A 22790-nucleotide genomic window follows, 5' to 3' on the forward strand; every position below is an offset into this window, starting at 1 on the left:
TTCAACCAGTGAGTTGTAAATCAAAAAATACTTTTAGTGTTCAGTATTAATTAGGAGATAATCATGAACAGGACAGAGCATTTAAATTGGGCTAAAGAGAGAGCTTTAGAATATCTAGAACTCAATCAGCTAGAAAACGCATGGTTAAGCTTTTATAGTGATTTAAATAAGCACGAGGAGCTTAGAAAACATAACGGCTTACAATTGGGGCGGCAGTTAAAGTATGCTGGGTTTTTAAATTGTGTGGAGGAAATGAAAGATTTTATTAAAGGTTTTAACTAAGGTTTACAGGGAGGTTTGAAATTATGACTGATAAAAAACTAGAGGATACTCTCGCTAAAATTTATACTTTAGATCCTGTTGACGGATTTAAGGTTGGTGATTTGGTCTATTGGGGTAGGCGAATCGGTAAAGTTTTGAAGGTCGGCACGAAAAAAATACGAATCGAATTTAATACAGACCTTCGAAGGGAATGGGTGCCTATCGACGACACCCTTAAACTCGTTGATATCTCACCTAGGTTTTTTGGGATGAACAACCTCCCAGACTCAGACTAAAAAAATCTACAGAGAAACCCCTTCTAACACTGGAGGGGTAGTAATTAAATATTTAAATATTAGATAAACAAGCATCTTTATTTACTCCCAAGTAGTGGTTATAAATTACGTCCACGCTATTTCCACAACTATCAGCAAGTAATTTTAAATCTACTCCCGACTGAGCTTGTAAGGTAATAAATGTATGTCTAGTGGCTGAGGGTTTCAAGTATTGTGATATTTTCTTTTCTCTAACTAATCGATTAACAACACCTAAATATTTTTCCGCTTTTTGATTATCTTCTTTTATACGTTCTTTGTTTTTCCCGTTCCATAACTCATTTAATATTAACCTATTATAATTTTTTCCTTTTTGAGTTACAAAAACATAGCCTTCGGGAGTAGTTTTTCTCTCAAGCCTTACTCTTTTAATTAAATCAAGAAGCTTATCATACCCTTTAATTTTAAAAATCCGTACAGTATCGGTCTTAGTTGTTTTAGTGATTTTCGTCTCTGTACTAAAACTCTCATCAAAAATAATCCAATCTTTTTTAATGTCGTTCCATTTCAAGGCGAAAACCTCACCTAGTCTGCATCCTGTCAAAAATAAAAACTCCACTAAGTCAGCTATATCTCTTTCTCTTGCTTTTTGGGAATGTCTAAAGGCATTAATGATAATATCCCTCTCTTCCTTAGTGTATGATCTGTAATCTTCAGTATCAATTAATTGGAGTGATTTTTTTGGCGGCTTAACGATAACTTCCTTAGTTTCGTTGAAATAATTCTTATCTAGCTTTCCAAGTCTAACAGCCCTATCCCCCATTTTCACCAAAGCATTAAAAAGCTTTTTTAGATTGGGCTTATAATTGTCGGCTGCCATTAAATCAGCAATCAAATTATTAACCATATCCAAGCTGACTTTAACTTCTAGCCAAGGTGACAGCCAGTGTAAATAAGTTCGTCGATAGCAGGTCTTATAGGTCGTTTCGCAAATCTGCTTAGTAGCAACCCTCCACTGACAAAACTCATCCCACAATTCCCCTAAAGTCGGATTTGTGATCGCGGTAGTCGCTACAGCAAATTCATGATTAACCTTCAGCCCCAAATACTTCTCTAGGGAGGGGTCAAATAATTTTTGTGCCTCTGGGTGGTCTAAATCGGCTTGAATACGTTGACAGACACCAAGGAGCCATTGCCTGTTTTCTGGGGAGTCGGATCGCCCAACGGACTTGTAGAATTGCCGCTTCCCATAAAACTGCTTACTAAGACGAGAGGAAAACTGAAGACGCAAACTACCCTTATCTTTCTGAATACGGATGTCTTGGGCTTTTCGTTCATTTTTGCGAGGCATATCTTCTAGTAATAGCTAGTAATTTTCTAGTATTTTAGTCATTACATAGCTTGAAAGTATTGCCTTAAAAGCTTTTGAGTTCATCACCCACGAACCTCGCCAGCCCCGCTAATACTTAAGATTTTCCCAATAAATTCTCTATTTATTATCGCTTTTCTGAACTGACCAACTCATCAAGGCTGTAAGGGCATTCTTGGGGTAACTCGACATCATACTCATCAAGCACCAAGTCTTTAGCGTCTAAAAAAAGTTCATCCAAATCTACAAGCAACTTACGTATCATGCTTGGGCTAATTTGCCGCTTAATATCTTTTTGCCACACTTTAATTTCGTGCTGCCAGTGTTTGATACACTCCGGAATCGCTACGTAATCTATTTTAAGTTTGTGCTGGATTATTCGCATTACCTTAGAGCTAACTCGAGCATAATCGCTCTTTCCCAATGATTCTATCTCCTCTATTAAATTATCCCAATCTAAGCTATCCAAGTCGCGTTGCCGCAAAGCTTGTGCTTGCTCTACCGTCCACTGGTAAAAGTCTCCGTCATAAGTCTGCATTTTTTTTAGGTCTGATTGTTTTTTCCCGACATCAGGAGCTATTGCCTCATTTTAGCTGTGTCAGTCCACTAGAGCAAAAATTTTTTTGGCTACCGAACACTAGAGCAAAAATTTTTTCAGTTACCGAACACTAGAGCAAAAATTTTTTCGGTTACTGAACACTAGAGCAAAAATTTTTTCGGTTACTGAACACTAGAGCAAAAATTTTCTTTTTTCTTATAGACCCTAAAGTGACCAGTTAGTAGACTTTTCGGACATTACAGGAGAAATTTTTTTCGGGGGTTACCAGACACTAGAGCAAAAATTTTTTCGCTTACCGGACACTAGAGCAAAAATTTTTTCGCTTACCGAACACTAGAGCAAAAATTTTTTTAGTTGCCGGACACTAGAGCAAAAATTTTTTGGGTTACCGGACACTAGAGCAAAAATTTTTATTGATAAGGACTTCCCACCTGCAAGACGGTAACTTCTTCACCGGCACCCACAAAACTTTGACCAACAGGCATCACAGCTAACCCGTTAGTTTGTGCTAAATTAATTAAATTACCAGAACTATGAGTTCCCGCCGCTAATTCGAATTCATAAACCCCATCAACTAATAATAATTTTCCCCATACATAAGTTTCCAATCTGCCTTTAGAACGTAAATCATGACGGGACCGCGCCTTAATAAATACAGGTTTCCAACTGTCCTTAAGTCCCGATAATTTTTTCATCGCCGGTTGCACAAACCGCCAACAACTGACTAAAGCTGACACCGGATTTCCTGGAATGCCAAAATATATACAGCCATTAGAAAAACGAGCAACCGTTAAAGGTTTTCCGGGTGTAATTCCCACTGCACGGATTTTTATGTCGGCTCCTAATGTGGCTAAAATCTCCTCTATATAATCATACTCCCCCACAGAAACCCCCCCAGTAGATAGCACCACATCGGCATCCTTAATTGCCCTAGAAATGGTTTCTCTGAGGTTTTCTGGATCATCTGGTACAATGCCTAAAGGAATGGCTGTTGCTCCCTGACTCGCCACAAAAGCCGCCAAAGCATATTGATTAGAATCTACAATTTGCCCAGGTTGTAAAGGTTGATGAGGTGTCACTAACTCATCCCCTGACGAAAAAATTGCTACCTTCAAACGACGATATACTGTTAATTGAGTGGCTTGGGCCGTTGCTAAAACCGCTATTTCTGGAGCATTTATGGCAATTCCTGGCCCCAAAAGCGGCTTACCCGCTTGATAATATTCCCCTTTTTGACGCACATAAGCTTTATACAAAGAAGGAGCCGCTAAAATTTTGACTTGGTTTCCTAAACGCTCGGTATTCTCCTGCATAATAATGGTATCTGCTCCTTCGGGTAACATGGCTCCGGTAAAGATGCGAGCAGTTTGTCCGGATTTTAGGCTTTTTTCGGGTTTTTTGCCGGCAGGAATTTCTTCTATGATCTCTAAAATGACCGGTTGCTCTGCCTGACAACCTTCCACATCTTTATATTTAACGGCGTACCCATCCATTGCAGAATTATCCCAATAAGGAAAATCAAGCTTACTGGTAACCGGTTGGGCTAAAATACGTCCTGCTGCGGCTTCTAGAGCAATAATCTCTGTTTCTTGTAGCGGTTGAATTAAATCTAAAATAAGGGTTTCAGCTTCGTTAACAGGTAGCATGGCGTTTTGGGGCAGGCAACAAGTATACTTTTTCAAAACAGCATAACATTTTACTTTTGCTCTTTCGAGATGCCTCGGGACTTTGACTCAGGGCAAGCTTTTGTCTGTTTTCTTAAAAGCAGTAACATTGATAACTTATTAAAAAAAAACTCAAAAAATTTATATTTCTTTCAAGTTTGACAGCTTGTCTTTTGACAAAATCAAATCAACTTATCCATCATAGTAATTGATAAATAAATACAATGGGAGAACACCATGAAAAAATTAATCAGTTGGGCTATAGTTGCATTTCTCTTCATGCAAATTTGTTGGGCTGCCCCCGCTTTCGCCGGAGATGCCGCTAGTGGAGCTAAAATTTTTAGTGCTAGATGTGCCTCTTGCCATGCCGGCGGCAAAAATATCGTCAACGCCCAAAAAACTTTAAGCAAAGTAGATTTAGAAAAATACGATATGTTTGATTTAGAAAAAATCAAAACTCAGGTAACCAACGGAAAAGGCGCTATGCCATCTTTTAAAGCACTCTTAAAGCCCGAACAAATTGAAGATGTAGCCACCTATGTTTTAGACTCAGCAGAGAAGGGTTGGAAGAAATAATAAATAACTATTAATCGTTAATCGTGAACAGTTAACAGTTGAGATTAGGGTATAGGCTGGAGAAAGTGAACAGTAACCCATAACTAATGACTACTGTTAACTGTAATGTATTTAAACTAAATGAGGGAAAGAATATGAAACGAGGTTGGAAGATTATCCTCAATTTTATTGTCGCCTTAGTAATTCTATTCTCTTTACAAGAGCAAGCCGCTTTTTCCATTCCCAATTCCCTTGCTTCTCAAACTTCGCAATTATTTTATCAAGGTATAGAAAATACTAAAACTCAAAATTATCAGCAAGCCTTAGCCAATTTTACACAAGTCATTAACCTAAAATCCGACTTGGTATCGGCGGCTTACAGTAATCGGTGTTTAGTGCATCTTCAACTGGGAAATAATGCAGCCGCTCTCTCAGATTGTACAGCCGCTCTTCAACTGAATCCCAATAATTTAGAAACCTATTTAAATGGAGGACTAGCCGCCTATAGATTAGGCAATTATCAAGAAGCTATAGAGCAGTATCAAGCCGTGATTGAACGGAATAAGGATGATTATAGAGCTTATTATAATCAAGGATTAGCCTATTTTGCTTTAGAAGACTACCCAAAAGCTCTTTTAAACTATGAGCAAGCTTTACAGTCTTCCGACTCATCGACGATACAGGCTTTAATTTATGCTGATAAAGGTTTAACTCATTTCTTTTTGGGAAATACTTCTCAGTCACTCGCCGATTTTGATGCGGCAATTCAGTTAAATAATAGCAACGAGAAGCTGTATTACAATCGTGCCTGTGTCTATTTTCACAATCAAAACTACACCGAAGCCCTTAACGATTTTACCAAAGCACTGCAATTAAATTCTCAATATGCAGAAGCTTATTTAAATCGAGGTTTACTACGTCACGGAGTTGGACTCGAACAGGCCGCTATCGAAGACCTTAATCAAGCTTTACAGCAGTTTCAGCAGCAGAATAACAGAGAAGGTTACCAAAAAACTCTCGCTTTAATCGAGAATTTACATCAAATTATTGCTCAGTCTCATCGCACTGTGGTGTCCTAAGATGAACTTGTTTCAATTTTTTGACGGAAAATTAGAAGGCTAGTTTTATCCCGCTCCCCACTTTTTTTATCAATTTTTATCTGGGTTAAAAGATGGACAATCACAAGACTCTTTTGTCAAAGCTAATTTGGGATTTACTGCACACTTTAAATAAGGATTTGGACTAAAATATTTACAACGCTGACAAGAACAATCGGCAAAATTTTCTAAATCTTGGTTTTGAGGACTAAAAAATTTTTTTTTTGCCTCTATGAAAAAAGCCATAATTAATAAAGTAGGAATAATTAATAAAATCCAATAATTTAAATTAAGACTCATTGGATTGTCCCAAGAGGAGTTATAAAAGTCATCCCGCACGGGTTCTTTTTGAGTTTCTACTAACAAATAATCGAATGATTTTTGTTTATTTAAAGACATCATTTGCTGTAAATTCATCTAAAAAATCTCCTTTTTTTTAGAAAGATATTTGTAATAATTTTGCTGAAAAAAACCGAAAAGTTTATAGTTCGTCAACAGCGAACTCGAAAAAATAACCTTCTGAGCAAGAAACTCGGTATAAAATTGATGGACTATTTTTAGTTTTTTTGCTAGTTCACTTATCTTATCTTATTTAAAATTACGGTGGTAGGCATGGATAAACTTCTGCCTTAAAGAAGAAATTTATGATTTCTCCGTCTGTCTACATTGGTAGATTGAGCAACAGAATTAATGTTGATGATTTTGAGTGAAACCCAAAAATCTAACTTAAGTTAGATTATCGCTGCGCCGCGCCTACATAAAATAAATTTTTAACTTAAAAATTATCCCTTGATTTTCAACTTCCTAGGCTTCGTATTTCTGTTTTTGCTCTAGAAGTTGATGCTCGTAAAATTCAATAAATTCTTGATGGATCTTCTCTTTATCCTTATTCGGGGGTACAGTAACTTTAAGTATTAACACCCCATCCCCTTTATTCTCTATACTTTGGACGGTTAAGGGAGTGTTTTCATTTTTTACCTCTACATCTCTTAAAGCATTAACAAACGCTTTCGAGTCTATCCCGTTGCGAAAAATTAAATCAACAGTATCGATAACTTCCTCGAAAAGTTTGCTAAATTCTCCCGCTTGAAAGCCTCCACTACTAGGACGGCGCTCCTGATCGTCGGTTCCGGGTTTGGGGTGTTCTTTGAGATAGACAAAGCGGCAGTCAACCTCATCGAGAAGAGAGCTACTTTCAATATTCCACGCTTCTAGACAAGCGCCTGTCATGCTGGCTCTGGTAAAATCTGTCCCAATGGCGTTAACTTGGGTGAGGTTTGCCCCTTCTAAGTTTGCTTGGTGTAAGTTAGCTTCTGCGAGATCTGCAAGTTTGAGGTTTGCATGAGTGAGGTTGGCTCCGGCTAAATAAGCACCTCTAAGGTTGGCTTTAATATAGGATTTTTTATAACCCCGACCCAGTCACTAATAATTCTCTTACATTAGAATCAGCGAGGAGGGTTTTACCGGCTCGAGCTTGAATGAGTTTGATAGTATCTTTAAAACAGGTACGGATGAGGCTTTTTGCTCTTAAGTCAGTGCTATCAAGAGTAGCTCCGCTAAAGTCAGCATCGGTTAAATCAGCATCTTTAAAGGTTGTCCCTCCAGTGGCGGCGAAGGCTACCGCAATAGTACGAACCCAAACATCTCTAGGATCTCCTTTCATCGCACGCCAGCCAAGATAAGTGCTGACTAGCAGCCCGGCAAAGGCAAAGGCAAAGGCGACCGCCCCACCGGTGGCAAAGGCGAGGACAAAGACGGCGAAAGCGAAGGCGAAAGCGAAGGCTCCATCGACGGCGAAGGCGAAGGTGAAGGCGAAGGCGGGGCTGAAGGCGGCACTGAAGGGGACGGCGAAGGGGACGGCGAAGGTGACGGCGATGGTAACGGCGGTACTGAAAGGGAAGGCCGAAAAGAAGACGAAAAAGAAGACTAAGAAGAAGGGTAAATAGGAGGTGAAGTCTTCGCCCAAAATGACGGCGACGCTGACGGCGAAGAGGAAACCGTAGAGTAAGGTTCCGGCGAAGACTTCTGCGACTCGTCCTACTCCTCCGACTCGTCCGACTCGTCCGACTCCTCCGACTCCTCCTACTGGTCCTACTCGTCCTATACCTTGGCGTATAAAGACAGCAAAAATAACAATTAATACCCCCAAAAACACCCAACCTATAACCTGATTTTGTAAACTAGAATTGTCAAAGATGGATGAAACTAAAACTCCAGTAAAAGCCAATATAAATCCTGCTATTCCTGATATTATCCATGAAACTAATCGTAGTATAAGAGTCCAGTGCTTTTGTAGTCCTGCCTTTGCCCCACAGAACTTAGTTCCCCGTAAGATAGCACCTTGAAAATTCGTTCCTTCAATATCTGCGTGACTAAAATCTGCACCGCTTAGATCAGCACCTTTAAAGGATTGTCCTCTTAGGTTTACCCTTCGGAAATCCCTATCTCCTGCTGCATAACGTTTTAAAACCTCACTGACTTTCATCGCCTTTATTGTTAAAAGTATTAGTGGGTAATACTTACTCTATAGCTGACTCCAAGATAATCTACAATTTCACTAGCGGCAATCTTATTTGGTGTAATTTAACATAAATTAAGGATGAATTAGTTTTTAAGGCTTTTCAGGTTGCTCTATAGGTTTTTGAGCAGGTGAGTGGGTGATCGCACTATTTCCGGCTAATAAGGAACTTGAGAAACTTACGGATGATTGTAATGGTAAATATGTAGTGATGTTACAGCCGAGATGTGATCCTCTAACAAATTGAAGGCCCACAATTAGGTGTTGAAAATGTGAAGAAATCCAGAAAAATTTTGTACACAACTTTTATGTTAATTATCAACTCCGCCCTCCCCGCTAGGCTGTTATCTCCCAGAAGCCAAAAGAGCGGCAAAAGTGAAATCCATTAGCCTAAAAAAGGGTAAATATGCCAAAAAAGCTAAAATAGACAGGTTTTATGCCGGTTTCACCGATGCTAAAAAGTCCCTTTGTTGAGATAATTAACACAAATAGCGATAGGGTTGTCGATTTATATGTTTTCTTGGGGCTGGTTCAGTTGGTTTAAGGATGCAATCGAACTAAAAGATAGCAAGTTTTGGCTAAATATATTACCGTCAGTTTTAGTGTTTGGATTTATCGGAGTAAGTGTCACTATCTTAGATTTTTGGGAACTCTGGAAGCCCTGGCAAGGAATTGGCGATATAACCACTAATGTAGCCTGTAATTTAGTCTTAGGTTTATTGTTAGTTTTTCGCACAAATACTGCCTATGAGCGTTTTTGGCAAGGGCGCAACCATTGGGGAAAAATTACCGTTAATGTTCGTAACCTGGCTCGAGAAATTCAAATTCAGATTAGTGAAGAAATTGAACCCCAAAAACCCGATAAAAAAGCTATTTTGAAGCTATTAGGAGCTTTTGTTATAACGACTAAACTCTATTTACGACGACAAAGTATCAATCATGAACTAGATGATTTGATGGAGAAACATCAGATTATCGCCTTAGAAAAAGCGAACAATCCACCTTTAGAAATTTGCTTCTGGATTAGCACTTATCTTCAGCAAGCCTATCAACAACAAAAAATCGATAGCAATCAACAGGTAATGATGATTAGCTTACTCAATGAATTGGTGGCTGGCTTAACCAGTTGTGACCGCATCAGAACAACACCTATTCCTTTTTTCTACCGTAGCTTTATCAAAAAATTACTGCTGATTTATTGCGGATTTTTACCATTTAGTTTAGTCGATAAAATTCATTGGTGGACCGGTTTCACTGTCATCTTTATTAGTTTAATCTTACTCAGTGTAGAAGAAATCGCTACTCAAATAGAAAATCCTTTTGGCAATGATGACCCAGATTTACCGCTTGATGAGATTTGTCAAACTATTCTCAATAATATTAACAGTGTGATCGCTTTTGGAGAAAACCAGTACAAAAACCAAGATTTTTGTCTCCCTCACCTTTCTGAAAATCTCTCGGTTGAAATGATAGATAAAAGTCTATAGCCTTTCTCACATTAATGAGGTACATTTTGTTGGGTATGTTAGCAGAGGGGAACTTAATGTTTTATTTATGAGATATAAAGCTTTGATTTTTTGAAATTCTGATAGACAGGCTTGATGATTTAATAACTAATAAAATAGATTTTTAAAAAAATTCGCAGAATTTCTGGCTCGATTTTCAAGATAGTGATTAGTAGATAAAAATAATTTATTTTTTTATTTGAGTTTCTTGGCCTTGAATGATGAGATAATTGACAAATGCTAAAAAATTAGGGAGAATAAGATTTTCCGTAGGGATTAACGGTGGCTTTCCTCCTAAGAACATACTTATTAAGCGTTTCTAGCCATGTATATATCTTCCTTTAGTCTTGCCAAAGCCATCTTGTTTAATAACAGGCCTGGAAGTTTAAAGGATATATAGATATGATTACCTGAAATTCTTTATATCAGTTGGGTTGACATTGTGATATAATGATCGGCTTTCAAGTATAACCTTAAATATCATCTCGTTTTTAGAGAGAAAACTCAAGGTAATTATAAGACACTTAAGGAGACATTAAAATAATTCATTGTGAAAATTTAGTAAATAGAAGACAATTAAGACACAAAAGACTAAGCAGTATAATGAGGAGATGGAACGAGCAAAAACCAAACGAAAACGGGGAGTTATTCTGACCTCTGCGGGTTTAAAGCGTTTGCAAGCGGCAATTCTAGCTGTAGAGATAGCAGAAAATCATGGTCAGCGCTTCACACTCGAAGAACTAAGCGCACGGATTAATATTTCTCCCAAAACCTTAAGTCGATTATGGTCATTAAAAGCCAGTGTGGATCACAGAACGCTGAAATTATGTTTTAGCGCCTTTAATTTGGAATTGGAGAGTGCAGATTACAATATTAGCAGCGATCTCGATAAAATCAGTACAGATGATCTGATTTGGGGCAACTCTCTTGACGAACAAGACATAGACTTTTTTGAATCTAGGCGTGAACACTCTTTTAGTGTAAAAGAATCTGATAATTTAACTTATACTGTATCATTCCCCGATGGGCCCATTGCTTTCGATTCTCCTCTATATATCGAACGCCCACCTATTGAAAAATTAGCTTATCAAGAAATCAATCAAAGAGGCTGTGTGCTGCGAATTCGGGCCCCAAAAGAAATGGGAAAAAGTTCTTTAGTAGTAAGACTATTAGCTTTGGCAAAACAGCAACACTATTACACAGTAAAACTTAATTGTAATCAAATTGATTATAATCATCTCACCGATTTAAATAAATTTTTACGGTGTTTTTGTAACGGAGTTGCCAAGGAATTAGGGATTGAACCTAAATTAGATGACAATTGGGATGAAGAAATTGGCAGTAAGTTAAGTTGCACTTTTTATTTCAAAAACTACTTGCTCAAGCAGATCAATCATCCCCTAATTTTGGTACTAGAAGAAGTAGATTGCCTTTTTGAATATCCTCAACTGGCTCAAGAATTTTTTCCTTTGTTACGCTCATGGTATGAAGAAGCCCGACGAGATACAGACTGGCAAAAACTAAGATTAATTGTCGTTTATTCTACAGAAGCTTATATATCGATAGACCTCAACCGCTCTCCCTTTAACGTCGGTTTACCCTTGCGTTTGCCAGAATTTACGCGGCAACAGATACAAGAATTAGCGAAACGATATGGACTAGACTGGTATTCCACTCAAGAGGCTTCTCAACTCATGTCAGTAGTAGGAGGACATCCATTATTGATTCAAATTACCTTATATTACATCTGTTCTCAACAAATCCCTTTAAATAATATACTCCAGGAGGCGCTTGTCAACGGAGGGATTTACCGTTATCATTTATGGCGACATTGGGTGAAACTGCAAGAAAATCCTTCTCTCCTTGAAGCTTATGCCAAAGTTGTCAGGGCACAAACCAGTATTTCTCTAAATCCGCTTGAAACTTACAAACTTGAAAGTTTAGGATTAATCACATATAAAGGTAATAATGTCATACCAAGTTGTGAACTTTACCGTAATTATTTTCTAAGGCAATTATCGAAAAATTAGTTTATCGTTATCTCTTACTTTTTTTTAATCACAATGAACAATGAGATATCAGGTTGGTGGCAGTCTCCGATGTGATGATCCGACTTATGTTGTTCGTTCCTCAGACGAGCAACTTTATACTGCCCTGAAAGCAGGAGATTTTTGTTATGTTTTAAACTCCCGCCAGATGGGTAAGTCATCTTTATTACAACGAACCAGTGATCGTTTAGAAAAAGAAGGTTATCGGTGTGCTTATCTTGATATCACGCGCTTGGGAAGCGAGGAAACAACCCCGATACAATGGTATAAAGGAATTATTATCAGTTTATTTTATAGCTTAAATCTAGCAGAACAAATCAATTTTAAAGACTGGTGGGCACAACAAACCGAACTTTCTCCTGTACAACGCCTCCATCAATTCGTTGAACATCTTCTACTACCTGGGGTGAACAGCGAGCGCATTTTCATCTTCATCGATGAGATTGATAGTTTACTCAGTTTAAAATTTTCTGTCAATGACTTTTTTGCTTGGATTCGTCATTGTTATAACTTACGGGCACAAAACCCCAACTTTAAGCGCTTGAGCTTTGCCTTATTTGGAGTCGCGAGTCCTTCGGACCTGATCGCCGACAAACGCCGAACCCCCTTTAACATTGGTAAAGCCATCGAACTATATGGTTTTCAACCCCATGAAACCTATTCTTTATTACAAGGGTTACAAGGAGTGGTTAGCCAGCCGCAAGTCGTGCTGCAAAAGATTATACACTGGAGTGGCGGACAGCCCTTTCTCACGCAAAAAATTTGTAGCTTAGTGGTTCAAGCCGCTTTAGAAGCCAAAGACGGAAGTATTATTCTACCTCGAGGAACAGAAGATTTTTGGGTAGAGCAACTGGTACAAGAGCGTATTATTCAACACTGGGAATCACAAGACGAACCTGAACACCTACGCACCATCCGCGACCGTATCCTGTTTAATGAAGCCAAAGCCGGACGATTATTAGGACTTTATCAGCGCATATTACAAGCTGAGGTCGGGGTAAGTCTCGACCTTAAAAATAATCTCCATGAGCTTTCATCGGCTTATCTTTCCGTCGTCGCCGATGATAGTAAAGAACAAAGCGACCTCCTATTATCCGGCTTAGTCGAGAAGCATAAAGGTTATCTACGTATCAAAAATCCCATCTACCGACTGGTTTTTAATAGCGAATGGGTGACCAAACAACTCGACAACCTCCGCCCTTACTCCCAAACCTTTAATGCTTGGGTCGCCTCAAACTTCCAAGATGAATCCCGTCTGCTGCGAGGGCAGGCATTAATCGATGCTCAAAACTGGTCACAGGGTAAAAGTCTCAGCGATTTAGATTATCAGTTTTTAGCCGCTAGTCAGCAATGGCAACAACGACAAATCCAAATGGCCTTAGAAGCCGCTCGCGCTCAAGAAGCTGAATATCGGCTCGCGCAGGAAAAAAAAACGGCTAAATTCCAAAGACTTATCCTAATTGCTGTAGGAATCGGCTTAATCGTTTCTAGCGCCTTAAGCCTAGTAATTTTTCAACTCTATAGTCAAACCTTAAAAAGTGAACAACAAGCTAGAGTTAGCGAAATTAAAGCGCTAGTTTCCTCTTCAGAGGGGCTATTTGCCTCGAATCGCCGCTTAGATGCTCTGATCGAAGCCATCAAAGCCAAAGAAAGATTACAAAAACTCGGCAGCGTCAGCCCAAAGCTTGATAGTCAGGTAACCCATGTATTGCGCGATGCGATATATGGAGCCGATGAATATAATCGTTTTTGGGGACATAAAGCGGCGGTTTTAGCCGTGGCCGTCAGTCCTGACAGTTCTATCATTGCCTCAGCCAGTGTGGACCAAACCGTCAAGCTTTGGGGAAGGGATGGAACATTATACGCCAGCTTAAGCGGTCATCACGCCATTGTTAGAGCCGTCAATTTTAGCCCTGACGGTCAACTGCTGGTTTCTGGAGACGACAACGGCAAAATGCTCCTCTGGAAACGAAACCCAGACCGGACATACCATCTTTTTAAGACCATTCAAGCTCATCAAGGAGGGATTTGGGGAATTGCCTGGAGTGGAGATGGTAAAACTATCGCTTCTGCGAGTTTCGACAAAACCGTCAAACTCTGGAAGCGAGACTGTAGCTTAGTCATCACCTTTGCCGGTTACAGATCACCGTTTTGGGGAGTGGCCTTTAGTCCAGATAATCAGATCGTGGCTGCCGCTAGTCTAGATAGAACCGTAAAACTCTGGAAACGAGACAGCACCGGTTGGCAAGCCAAACCCTTGCAAACGCTTTCTGGTCATAACGGTTGGGTGGCCGGTGTGGCTTTTAGCCCTGACAGCAAGATGCTTGCTTCCTCGAGCGAAGATAAAACCGTCAAGCTTTGGCAGCGAGACGACACAGACAAAACTTATCACCTCTTGAAAACCCTCAGCGGCCACACGGCCGGTATTTGGGGCGTGGCCTTTAGTCCAGATCGGCGCACCTTGGCTTCTGCGAGTCTCGATAAAACCATTAAACTTTGGAGCATCGATGGCACAGAACTTAGAACCCTCCGAGGACACAGTACATCTGTTTGGGGCGTGACCTGGAGTCCTGATGGGAGTTTTATCGCCTCGGCGGGAACAGAAAATCTCGTTAAATTGTGGCAAAGTGAGAACCCATTCCAAAAAACGATGGTCGCTCATCAAGCCGGAACTTGGTCAGTGGCCATCAGTCCCGACAGTTCTATGATAGTTACCCTCAGTCACGAAAATACCACTAAACTGTGGAGCCGCTCCGGTCAATTACTGAAAACTTTTCCCAGTTTGCGAGCCACCATTTCTGGGATTTCCTTTACTGAGGAGTCCAGAGTGATCGCTTTTGCTGACGAAGATAATACCGTATACTTTTGGCAGCCGGACGGAACGAGTGCGGCTACTTATCAAGACCCTAATAAAAATCTGTTGACAGTGGCTTTGAGTCCGGACCAAAAAACCTTAGCTACAGCCTATTTGAATAGAACCATTCAACTCAGGCAGGGCAATTTTTCTCGCTCAAAACCGAAAATTCTCAGAGGACATCAAGCAGAAATTTGGCAACTGAAATTTAGTCCAGATAGCCGCCTATTGGCCTCAGCGAGTAGCGATGGTACCGCTAAACTATGGACTCGGGAGGGAAAATTATTCAGAACCCTGGCCGGTCATACCTCTGCGGTTTGGGGAGTGGCCTTTAGTCGTGATGGTCAAATGATCGCCACCGGCAGTGGGGACAATCGAGTTAAACTCTGGAATCTAGAGGGCAAACTCTTGAAAACATTCATCGGTCATCAGGCGGCGGTTTGGGGGGTGGATTTTAGTCCCGACGGAAAAATTATTGCTTCTGGAAGCGTTGACACGACAATAAAACTTTGGAAACCGGATGGTACAGAATTAACCACCCTCAGCGGCCATACTGCTGCCGTTAGAGCCATCGCTATCAGTCCAGATGGGGCTTTTCTCGCCTCAGTGGGAGATGATAACAGCCTCATTCTCTGGAATTTGCCGCGAATTCTCCATTTAGAGCCGCTTAGAGCGGCTTGCCACTTAGTACAGGATTATTTAAAAACTAATTTAACACTCGAACCCAGTGAGCGGGCTATATGCCATCAGTAGGTCGACAAAACTATAGTTAACTTCTTGCCTAGTTAAGATATAACAATGATTTTGAGCTTAACTGTCTTAACTGTCCTCTGAAAAAATTTCTTAAATGTCTTATCTTTCCTTGCTTTTTTCCGATGAGGGAGAGATGATAGATACAGCATCTTGAGAGGAGCGATTAAGCAATCAATTTATGCTTTGCTATCGCGCTTTTCAGACAGTCAAATAATGATTAACAGGCTCTACTTTCTTGCAGATTAAGTATGCGTAGGGTACAGTAAGCCGAGCAATCGCTTTTAGTGATTTGTCTTGGCATATTTTAGGCAGTTCAGGCTAATCATTCTGTCAAACTTACCCTACTGCATTCTTATTTACCCATGTCAAAAACTCTAACCTTTACATCAGCTAGAAAATTGTATGGACCTAACAACTTTTATTGAAAGTAAGTTCAACAAATACGCCCAAAAAATTGTCACAGGCGGCTAAAAATCTGATGAACTTGCCTTTGGATAGATTAGCTTTTATCTATCCCTACGTCGAGTATTAAGCACGCCGCCAGATATCGGCCTGGTAGATGCTATCAACGACACCCTGCAAGAATTGAAGATTCTTGAGCCTGGAAAAACCTTCTACAAATAGTTGTTGATGACAGGAGTAACTGCATTGAACTATTTTGTGACTGTCTAAATTAATCGATCAATTCTAGAATTAAATTTTTTTTGTTAATTCTAGGATCACAAGTCACAATTTTCGTTAGAACCATCACACAATTCACGAGAATATATAAGAGGAGAATCAAATAATGGTTACTTTAGCAGCTAATACAGATTTAGTTGTCGATAGTGTTAAAAATGCCTATCAGCTTAACCAAAACCAAATTCAAGAAATCGAGCGTAAGGGTGCAACAGCCGATTTAGAAAAAGGAATTTACGTTATTCGCATTAAAGACGGTTATTTTGATTATGTGAAAGATACTAACGATGTAGAGAATGAACCTCTAGTTCTACTTTGGATTTATGGCGGTAAGTTCAAGAACTTAAAAACTAATAAGCAAGTTAAGGCCTCTTGGTCAAGTTTAAATGGTTATGACGATACCATTACCTTAGCTGTATCAGAACCGGCAAAAGTTACGGCGTTTTTCTTTGATACCGAAGTTAAAGATAACGCGGGAAATGTAACTATTTCCGTCATTAAAGTCGACGAGTATCGTGAGTTTAATTAAACTCACATCACTGGGTTATATTTTTTAGCTGAGTATGTTAGTGCGAGAGTTTAATCATAAGTAAGTTAATCTCTCGCTTTCCCTATTGATTACCTATAGAGATATGTATTTATGTCCGACTAATTATAGTATTATTTGTCCTTAAGATATTCAATTCCTAAGCGATAAATATTTTTTTCTAAATGTTTAGTCCAAATAATTTGAGCCTGTAAAATTCCTAATTGAGGAAATGTGACGTTAATTTTTTGACCAGGAAAAGGAGAAGAATTACTGTTTATTAATAATTCATTGCCGCCAATTGAGCTATTAATAATCAAAGCAAATAAAGAACAAGTAGTATTTTCATTAGCATCGAGTAAATCTATTTGAGTTACTCCTCCCTGTTCTAATGTATAACGCAGATGTTTTCTTAAGTCTTCAGTGGTGTTGATCATTTCAGTCATTCCTCCCCATAGGGTTTTAAGTCCATCGAGAACCATTTAGTTTATCCAGATATCGCGTTGCTCAATTCGATGAAATACAGATCTAATGTTTTAGAGAACAGCCAATAACAGAGTCGTACCTCACCTATTTAAGAATTGGTATACAGATACTTACTAGGTATAGCAAAATTTTTCTGCTTTAATCGAAAATTGCAACAATTCGTTATTATAGGTCATCCTGAGTCAATTACGGCAAAAAGCAAAAGGCAATCTGCACTCTTGCTGGGGATGGGGAAAGGAATTTACCCGGAAGCCTGAATTTTATAGATGTTTAAATACTTTGCCAAAGTTCAATTTTAGGCAGTTGCTCTAACTCTAAACTTTCAAAAGGAGGCCAACTTTTTTGCTGTTGCTCGAAGTAATCCTCCGCTTCGGGATCGGCAGGATTCCAGGGATAAAAATTCTCCTCTTGAAGTAAAATAGCTATCATTTCCTCTTCGTACTCATTAACAATTGGCATTTTCATCAACCTCTAATTAGCTGCTAATTATCACATTAAAATAAAATAAAAGCTTTTACTTCCTCCTTATGTTTCACCCAATCAGATGAAACAACTGTTTCCTTTTGGAGAGGTTTGGGAGCCGCTCATCACTAGGACAGTTGAAAAACTGTCCACCTTGAGGAACCCAGGTGGGAGCGTGACATATAGTTATATTAAAAAGACAAATTTAAATAATTTGTGTGTGGGGAGAAAATTACAGAAGCCTCTGAGGTCGAAACAAGGAAAGACTTCGATGTGCTTCTGTGTTTTTATTTTAAAATCCTAAAAAAATATAATATTGTATCTGATCATTCATCTGGCCGGAGATTGTCGAATATAATAGAGCCAAGTTACTTGCAACAAAATTATCTGTGCTAAAGGGTAGAGGAGTGTATAAAATTTTCGCGCAGATAAATTAATTTCGGATGGAGACTCTTGATTAGTAAAAGAGTACCATTGAAAAATTTTGCTGAGATAGAACGATAAATCTCAACAAGCTTGAAGTCAATTGAATTAAGTTGATAGAAATAATTAGGAGTGTTTTGAGCATGAAAGAGCAATATACAAAAGTCGTTATTATAGGCTTAATTGCTATAACAATAGAGATTTTTACGGGTTCACGTCCTTTAGGGGCATCTGAAATCCCGTCGACTTCAGTAGAAGAAACACCCGTTATTTCTGTTGAAAACGTTAAACCCTTAGAAACCCCGAGCGGCACTCAAAAAGATTTAGGAGAAATTAGCGGCAACAATAACAACCAATGGTGGGGAATGGGAGGAGATAACAACAGTTCAGACATCTCTGAAGGCTCTATCTATCAAGTCAATGATAAAAGCAAGCCAGATGTAGCTTCTCCTAATTGGCAACAAGAGCAAAAAGACTGGCAATCAGCAACTCAGGGGGATTATAACCCGCCCTCGTCCAAAATCCCATTTGCTCACTTTTAAATCCCGATAAAAAACCCAAATAGGTACTCCTGAGATTTTAGGGAAAGCCAAAATGCCAAGAATAAAGGATCGCTTTATTCGTCAAATGTTAATGCTTTCCCTCTTACTTGTGGGTATAATTTGCCTCTTTCATAGACAATTTGTCCGCCTACGAGGGTGATTACTGGCCACCCGGTTAAATTCCATCCCTCAAAAGGACTCCAGCCGCACTTAGTTTTTAAGTCTTCCCTGATCACCGGACAATAAGTATCAAGGTCCACTAAAACTAAATCCGCATCATATCCAGGGGCGATTAATCCTTTGTTAGGTATTTTATAAGCTCTCGCCACAGCCGTAGACATCCAAGTGGACACTTGAGCAACTGTACATTGGCCGGCCACCGCTTGGGTTAACATCAACGGCAGAGAAGTTTCTACTCCCGGCATTCCCGAAGGCGTGTGAGGATAGCCCTTAGCTTTCTCTTCTAAAGTATGAGGAGCATGGTCCGTTGCAATAAAGTCGATCACGCCATCGAGTAAAGCTTGCCAGAGTACCTGATTATTTTCTGGAGAACGTAGAGGAGGATTCATTTGAGCCAAAGTACCTAGAGAAGCGTAAGCTTCTGTATTTAATAAAAGATGTTGAGGCGTGACTTCTGCTGTTACCCAACTCGGCTTATCTTCTCGTAATAAGTCCGCTTCAATCCCTGTAGACAGGTGTAAAATATGAAGACGGCGTTGATATTTCTTCGAAAGTTTTAAAGCTAATTGAGTAGCATTAAGAGCCGCCTGTTCATCTTGAATCTGAGAATGAATAGCCGGATCAGTAATTCCTGCGAACTGTCGCCGTCGTTCTAAAATTCTGGCTTGATCTTCTGCATGAACAGCAATTAAACGACTCCCACGCGCAAAAATCGGGTCTAAATCTTCTTCTTTGCTGACTAATAAAGCACCATGAGCCGATCCCATAAAAATTTTAATGCCACAGGTCGGTTTAGCCTCAATTAAGTCAGGTAAATTCTCTGGCGTTGCGCCCATAAAAAAGCCATAATTAACTAAAGACTTATTTTGTGCCCGTTGTAGCTTATCATCTAAAGCCGATTGAGTCGTGGTAAGAGGAATAGTATTAGGCATTTCCAAAAAGGAAGTTACTCCCCCCTTAGCACAAGCGCAACTAGCGGTAAACAAGTCTTCTTTATGTTCTAAACCCGGTTCACGAAAATGAACTTGTGGATCAATGACCCCAGGCAACAAAGTCAATCCAGTAGCGTCTATGATAGTAAGGGAATCTCCATTGATTATTTCTGAGGCGACTTCGACTATTTTGCCATTACGAACTAGAACATCTCCTTTGAAAAACTCACCGCTAGGTAGGAGAATTCGGGCTTGGCGGATTAACAAGGGTTCAGTAGACATTTGCTTAACAATTGCAGAATACTTTAATGATTACATCAACTTAGGAATCGTTAAACTGAAAGCAAAATATTTTTAAGATTGCACCTGTTCTGAGCCTTTGATACACCTTTGTTACTTTGTCCTCATCTAAATTACTATGACCCGTAGCATAAAGCAAAAACCACAGCCTCACTCCAATTCTCGCCCGGAAAATATTTGGTTAGAGTTAACCAAAACCGTGATCTACGCAGGAATTCTCGCCTTGGGAATTCGTACCTTTGTAGCCGAAGCACGCTACATCCCGTCTTCCTCGATGGAGCCTACCTTACAAATTAACGATCGCCTGATTATTGAAAAAATCAGTTATCATTTCCGAGAACCCCAAAGAGGTGATGTAGTGGTTTTTAACCCCACAGAAGCCCTAATCAAACAAAATTTTAAAGATGCTTTTATTAAACGAGTGATTGGCTTACCCGGAGATACAGTAGAAGTCAAGGGAGGCAAAGTGTATGTCAATGGTGAAGCCTTGATAGAAGACTACATCGCCCAAAAACCCGATTATGATTATGGACCCGTAACCGTACCCCAAGGACAATATTTAGTCTTGGGAGATAACCGGAACAATAGTTATGATTCTCATTACTGGGGTTTTGTCCCTAAAGACAAAATTATCGGTCGCGCCGCCATCCGATTTTGGCCGCTAAATCGAGCCGGTGAAATAGCTGAGAGCGAGAATGCCTCAACCCCAGCGCCAAGTCCCGTTCAACCCCATCAATAGTAGGGGCAATCGCCATCTGATTACCCCTAAATAAGAATAAAATGGCAAAATCCTACACCGTAAACCACAAATTCGGTGTAGGAATTAATTATCTAAACATACTACTCACCGAACTATCCTCGTGAATTCGCCAAATGGCCTCACCGAGAACATTAGCCACTGTTAGCACGGTTAATTGCTCAAAGTGCTTGTTTTCTGAGACAGGAATCGTATTGGTAACGATCACCTCTTCGATACAACCGCTTGAGAGACGATCCACAGCAGGGCCACTAAAAACCGCATGAGTAGCACAAGCATAAATTTGTCTTGCTCCCTTTTCCCGTAGCAGTTTGGACCCTTCAGTAATGGTTCCGGCTGTATCAATCATGTCATCAACTAAAACGGCTGTTTTGTCTTTGACATCTCCAATTAAATTCATGACTTCAGCCACATTATGGGATTGTCGCCGCTTATCAATAATCGCCAAAGGCGCATCATTAAGCTTTTTAGCAAAGGCTCTAGCCCTAGCGACCCCTCCCACATCAGGCGAAACCACCACTAAATCTGGTAGTTCTTTACTGAGTAAATAATCAATAATCACTGGCGAACCATAAACATGATCGAAAGGAATATCAAAATAACCTTGAATTTGAGCCGAATGCAAATCCATTGCTAAAACACGATTAGCTCCCGCTTGAGTGATTAGATTGGCCACTAATTTAGCGGCAATGGATTCTCTTCCTGCGGTTTTGCGATCAGCCCGAGCATAACCATAATATGGAATGACTGCTGTAATTTGCCGTGCTGATGCCCGACGACAAGCATCAATCATGATTAATAGTTCCATCAGATGGGCATTCACAGGATTACAACAGGGCTGAATTAGATAAACATCACAACCTCGAATAGACTCTTGAATCTGGATGTAAATTTCTCCATCAGCAAACTGCTTGCGAATCATCGGCCCTACGTCCATTCCCAAATAGCGGGCGACTTCTTGGGCTAGGGGAACATTCGCAGAACCGGCAAATAAACGAAGACGGTTACTATCCGATAGGGACTGGGCTATCGGTGGAAGCGTTAATGTAGCAGAATAGCTCACGGCAAACTCTTTACCCTCAACTCATGGCTTGTTTTATCTTCTCAGGTTTTTAACTCAACAGAGCAGATTTTCTGGCAATTTTAATCTTAACTAAATTGATGATTAATTTCTATGCAGAATATATTGAAAAAAGATTGCATTTTGTTGCATCGTTTGGCATACTTTCTAAGATGATCCCCGAAAGATGAAAGGACAGAACATGGCAATCTAGATAAATCTAGTATTCCCAATTGCACGGCAAAAGTATACAGTAGTTATAAAAATAAAAATATAATAATTTCCTTAACCTACATGAACGCTCTTTTGATAACCGCAACTGATACTGAAGTAGGAAAAACCGTTTTAACTACTTCTTTAACCGCTTATTGGCGCACTTATTGCCCCAAAAAGTCCCTAGGAGTGATCAAACTCATACAAGCAGGCATCGGCGACTACGAACGCTATCAACAGTTGTTTGCTCATCAGGCTAACCTCGAAATTCGCGTACCTCTTTATTTTCAAACCCCTGTGGCTCCTCCAGTAGCAGCCGCTAAAGAAGGCAAAATCCTAGACCTCCGACGAGTTTGGCAAGAATTTTGTTCCCTACAGCAACAACAAGATTTTGTTTTACTAGAGGCATTAGGCGGCTTGGGATCGCCAGTTACCGAAGAACTCACTGTAGCTGATGTGGCCGCTGATTGGCGGCTCGATACCGTTTTAGTTGTCCCGGTTAAATTAGGAGCCATCGCCCAAGCAGTGGCTAATGTGGCCCTAGCTCGCCAACATAAAATCCGACTAAAAGGAATTATTCTTAATTGTTTTCAACCCACCTCAGCAGAACAATTGTCCGATTGGACACCGATACCCTTAATAGAATCTTTAACATCTACACCCGTGTTAGGCGTTTTACCTCATCTGAGTAATTTAGATGACCTAGAAAAATTAACATGGGCCGCCTCAAATTTAGATTTAGAAAAACTCTTACCCGGATTAATTTAACAGTC

The 22790-nt window shown here is 39.8% G+C and carries 21 protein-coding genes; 11 read left to right on the forward strand and 10 right to left on the reverse strand.

The features are described from left to right. The first annotated feature begins 63 nt into the window (after positions 1–63). Together CYAN7822_RS20180 and CYAN7822_RS20185 are read left to right on the forward strand one after the other, a co-directional pair. Positions 64–282 carry a hypothetical protein gene (locus CYAN7822_RS20180; protein ID WP_013324106.1) on the forward strand — a complete coding sequence of 73 codons (219 nt, stop codon included), beginning with the start codon at positions 64–66 and terminating at the stop codon, positions 280–282. A gap of 23 nt (positions 283–305) precedes the next feature. Further along, positions 306–557, forward strand: coding sequence for a hypothetical protein (locus CYAN7822_RS20185; RefSeq protein ID WP_013324107.1), 252 nt, complete (start codon positions 306–308; stop codon positions 555–557). A 52-nt stretch (positions 558–609) separates the two neighbouring features. Here CYAN7822_RS20185 and CYAN7822_RS20190 read toward each other — a convergent pair whose 3' ends face one another. The 3 genes from CYAN7822_RS20190 to CYAN7822_RS20200 form a co-directional block, all read right to left on the reverse strand. Beyond that, positions 610–1887, reverse strand: a complete 1278-nt coding sequence (locus CYAN7822_RS20190; RefSeq protein WP_013324108.1) for a tyrosine-type recombinase/integrase — start codon at positions 1885–1887, stop codon at positions 610–612. Positions 1888–2032: 145 nt separating this feature from the next. Beyond that, positions 2033–2443, reverse strand: a complete 411-nt coding sequence (locus CYAN7822_RS20195; RefSeq protein ID WP_013324109.1) for a DUF29 domain-containing protein — start codon at positions 2441–2443, stop codon at positions 2033–2035. 431 nt (positions 2444–2874) lie between these two features. Continuing rightward, positions 2875–4110 carry a molybdopterin molybdotransferase MoeA gene (locus CYAN7822_RS20200; RefSeq protein WP_013324110.1) on the reverse strand — a complete coding sequence of 412 codons (1236 nt, stop codon included), beginning with the start codon at positions 4108–4110 and terminating at the stop codon, positions 2875–2877. Between the two features lie 255 nt (positions 4111–4365). Between CYAN7822_RS20200 and petJ the strand changes: the two genes are divergently transcribed. Together petJ and CYAN7822_RS20210 are read left to right on the forward strand one after the other, a co-directional pair. Then, complete coding sequence (gene petJ, locus CYAN7822_RS20205) at positions 4366–4704, forward strand: cytochrome c6 PetJ (RefSeq protein WP_013324111.1); 339 nt, start codon at positions 4366–4368, stop codon at positions 4702–4704. Between the two features lie 134 nt (positions 4705–4838). Further along, positions 4839–5762, forward strand: a complete 924-nt coding sequence (locus tag CYAN7822_RS20210; protein ID WP_013324112.1) for a tetratricopeptide repeat protein — start codon at positions 4839–4841, stop codon at positions 5760–5762. A gap of 69 nt (positions 5763–5831) precedes the next feature. On the opposite strand, the gene CYAN7822_RS34725 is transcribed toward CYAN7822_RS20210, so the two are convergent. From CYAN7822_RS34725 to CYAN7822_RS39555, 3 genes are all read right to left on the reverse strand, one after another. Next, positions 5832–6197 carry a hypothetical protein gene (locus CYAN7822_RS34725; RefSeq protein WP_013324113.1) on the reverse strand — a complete coding sequence of 122 codons (366 nt, stop codon included), beginning with the start codon at positions 6195–6197 and terminating at the stop codon, positions 5832–5834. A 387-nt stretch (positions 6198–6584) separates the two neighbouring features. Beyond that, entirely contained in the window at positions 6585–7199 is a 615-nt protein-coding gene (locus CYAN7822_RS39545; RefSeq protein WP_083786937.1) for a pentapeptide repeat-containing protein, read from the reverse strand. Then, complete coding sequence (locus CYAN7822_RS39555) at positions 7183–8265, reverse strand: pentapeptide repeat-containing protein (protein WP_049802601.1); 1083 nt, start codon at positions 8263–8265, stop codon at positions 7183–7185. Before CYAN7822_RS39555 ends, CYAN7822_RS39545 begins: the two co-directional genes overlap by 17 nt. Before the next feature lie 545 nt (positions 8266–8810). Here CYAN7822_RS39555 and CYAN7822_RS20225 point away from each other — a divergent pair. From CYAN7822_RS20225 to CYAN7822_RS20240, 4 genes are all read left to right on the forward strand, one after another. Further along, on the forward strand, positions 8811–9785 hold the full coding sequence (locus CYAN7822_RS20225; RefSeq protein ID WP_013324114.1) for a bestrophin family protein: 975 nt from the start codon (positions 8811–8813) through the stop codon (positions 9783–9785). A gap of 629 nt (positions 9786–10414) precedes the next feature. Further along, complete coding sequence (locus CYAN7822_RS20230; protein WP_013324115.1) at positions 10415–11833, forward strand: AAA-like domain-containing protein; 1419 nt, start codon at positions 10415–10417, stop codon at positions 11831–11833. Between the two features lie 40 nt (positions 11834–11873). Next, entirely contained in the window at positions 11874–15458 is a 3585-nt protein-coding gene (locus CYAN7822_RS20235; protein WP_013324116.1) for an AAA-like domain-containing protein, read from the forward strand. 787 nt (positions 15459–16245) lie between these two features. Then, positions 16246–16665, forward strand: a complete 420-nt coding sequence (locus tag CYAN7822_RS20240; protein ID WP_013324117.1) for a hypothetical protein — start codon at positions 16246–16248, stop codon at positions 16663–16665. Between the two features lie 131 nt (positions 16666–16796). Here CYAN7822_RS20240 and CYAN7822_RS20245 read toward each other — a convergent pair whose 3' ends face one another. Continuing rightward, positions 16797–17144, reverse strand: coding sequence for a hypothetical protein (locus CYAN7822_RS20245; protein ID WP_013324118.1), 348 nt, complete (start codon positions 17142–17144; stop codon positions 16797–16799). A 274-nt stretch (positions 17145–17418) separates the two neighbouring features. Beyond that, positions 17419–17607, reverse strand: a complete 189-nt coding sequence (locus tag CYAN7822_RS20250) for a hypothetical protein (protein ID WP_013324119.1) — start codon at positions 17605–17607, stop codon at positions 17419–17421. A gap of 569 nt (positions 17608–18176) precedes the next feature. Here CYAN7822_RS20250 and CYAN7822_RS20255 point away from each other — a divergent pair. Beyond that, entirely contained in the window at positions 18177–18575 is a 399-nt protein-coding gene (locus CYAN7822_RS20255; protein WP_013324120.1) for a hypothetical protein, read from the forward strand. 74 nt (positions 18576–18649) lie between these two features. Here CYAN7822_RS20255 and CYAN7822_RS20260 read toward each other — a convergent pair whose 3' ends face one another. Continuing rightward, on the reverse strand, positions 18650–19969 hold the full coding sequence (locus CYAN7822_RS20260; RefSeq protein ID WP_013324121.1) for a dihydroorotase: 1320 nt from the start codon (positions 19967–19969) through the stop codon (positions 18650–18652). Positions 19970–20105: 136 nt separating this feature from the next. On the opposite strand from CYAN7822_RS20260, the gene lepB reads away from it, so the two are divergent. Beyond that, positions 20106–20726, forward strand: a complete 621-nt coding sequence (gene lepB, locus CYAN7822_RS20265) for a signal peptidase I (protein ID WP_013324122.1) — start codon at positions 20106–20108, stop codon at positions 20724–20726. An 88-nt stretch (positions 20727–20814) separates the two neighbouring features. Here lepB and CYAN7822_RS20270 read toward each other — a convergent pair whose 3' ends face one another. Further along, positions 20815–21807: a ribose-phosphate pyrophosphokinase gene (locus tag CYAN7822_RS20270; RefSeq protein ID WP_013324123.1), complete on the reverse strand. Its 993-nt coding sequence runs from the start codon at positions 21805–21807 to the stop codon at positions 20815–20817. A gap of 291 nt (positions 21808–22098) precedes the next feature. Between CYAN7822_RS20270 and bioD the strand changes: the two genes are divergently transcribed. Beyond that, positions 22099–22785, forward strand: coding sequence for a dethiobiotin synthase (gene bioD / locus CYAN7822_RS20275; RefSeq protein ID WP_013324124.1), 687 nt, complete (start codon positions 22099–22101; stop codon positions 22783–22785). The last annotated feature ends 5 nt before the right edge of the window (positions 22786–22790 follow it).

It is taken from the genome of Gloeothece verrucosa PCC 7822, from assembly GCF_000147335.1.
Taxonomy (GTDB): Bacteria; Cyanobacteriota; Cyanobacteriia; order Cyanobacteriales; family Microcystaceae; genus Gloeothece; species Gloeothece verrucosa.

Bases quoted from the DNA above. Each gene is read 5' to 3' on its own strand.
- CYAN7822_RS20180 (WP_013324106.1), top strand. From the start codon at position 64: ATGAACAGGACAGAGCATTTAAATTGGGCTAAAGAGAGAGCTTTAGAA.
- CYAN7822_RS20185 (WP_013324107.1), top strand. From the start codon at position 306: ATGACTGATAAAAAACTAGAGGATACTCTCGCTAAAATTTATACTTTA.
- CYAN7822_RS20190 (WP_013324108.1), bottom strand. From the start codon at position 1,887: ATGCCTCGCAAAAATGAACGAAAAGCCCAAGACATCCGTATTCAGAAA.
- CYAN7822_RS20195 (WP_013324109.1), bottom strand. From the start codon at position 2,443: ATGCAGACTTATGACGGAGACTTTTACCAGTGGACGGTAGAGCAAGCA.
- CYAN7822_RS20200 (WP_013324110.1), bottom strand. From the start codon at position 4,110: ATGCTACCTGTTAACGAAGCTGAAACCCTTATTTTAGATTTAATTCAA.
- petJ (WP_013324111.1), top strand. From the start codon at position 4,366: ATGAAAAAATTAATCAGTTGGGCTATAGTTGCATTTCTCTTCATGCAA.
- CYAN7822_RS20210 (WP_013324112.1), top strand. From the start codon at position 4,839: ATGAAACGAGGTTGGAAGATTATCCTCAATTTTATTGTCGCCTTAGTA.
- CYAN7822_RS34725 (WP_013324113.1), bottom strand. From the start codon at position 6,197: ATGAATTTACAGCAAATGATGTCTTTAAATAAACAAAAATCATTCGAT.
- CYAN7822_RS39555 (WP_049802601.1), bottom strand. From the start codon at position 8,265: ATGAAAGTCAGTGAGGTTTTAAAACGTTATGCAGCAGGAGATAGGGAT.
- CYAN7822_RS20225 (WP_013324114.1), top strand. From the start codon at position 8,811: ATGTTTTCTTGGGGCTGGTTCAGTTGGTTTAAGGATGCAATCGAACTA.
- CYAN7822_RS20230 (WP_013324115.1), top strand. From the start codon at position 10,415: ATGGAACGAGCAAAAACCAAACGAAAACGGGGAGTTATTCTGACCTCT.
- CYAN7822_RS20235 (WP_013324116.1), top strand. From the start codon at position 11,874: ATGAGATATCAGGTTGGTGGCAGTCTCCGATGTGATGATCCGACTTAT.
- CYAN7822_RS20240 (WP_013324117.1), top strand. From the start codon at position 16,246: ATGGTTACTTTAGCAGCTAATACAGATTTAGTTGTCGATAGTGTTAAA.
- CYAN7822_RS20245 (WP_013324118.1), bottom strand. From the start codon at position 17,144: ATGGTTCTCGATGGACTTAAAACCCTATGGGGAGGAATGACTGAAATG.
- CYAN7822_RS20250 (WP_013324119.1), bottom strand. From the start codon at position 17,607: ATGCCAATTGTTAATGAGTACGAAGAGGAAATGATAGCTATTTTACTT.
- CYAN7822_RS20255 (WP_013324120.1), top strand. From the start codon at position 18,177: ATGAAAGAGCAATATACAAAAGTCGTTATTATAGGCTTAATTGCTATA.
- CYAN7822_RS20260 (WP_013324121.1), bottom strand. From the start codon at position 19,969: ATGTCTACTGAACCCTTGTTAATCCGCCAAGCCCGAATTCTCCTACCT.
- lepB (WP_013324122.1), top strand. From the start codon at position 20,106: ATGACCCGTAGCATAAAGCAAAAACCACAGCCTCACTCCAATTCTCGC.
- bioD (WP_013324124.1), top strand. From the start codon at position 22,099: ATGAACGCTCTTTTGATAACCGCAACTGATACTGAAGTAGGAAAAACC.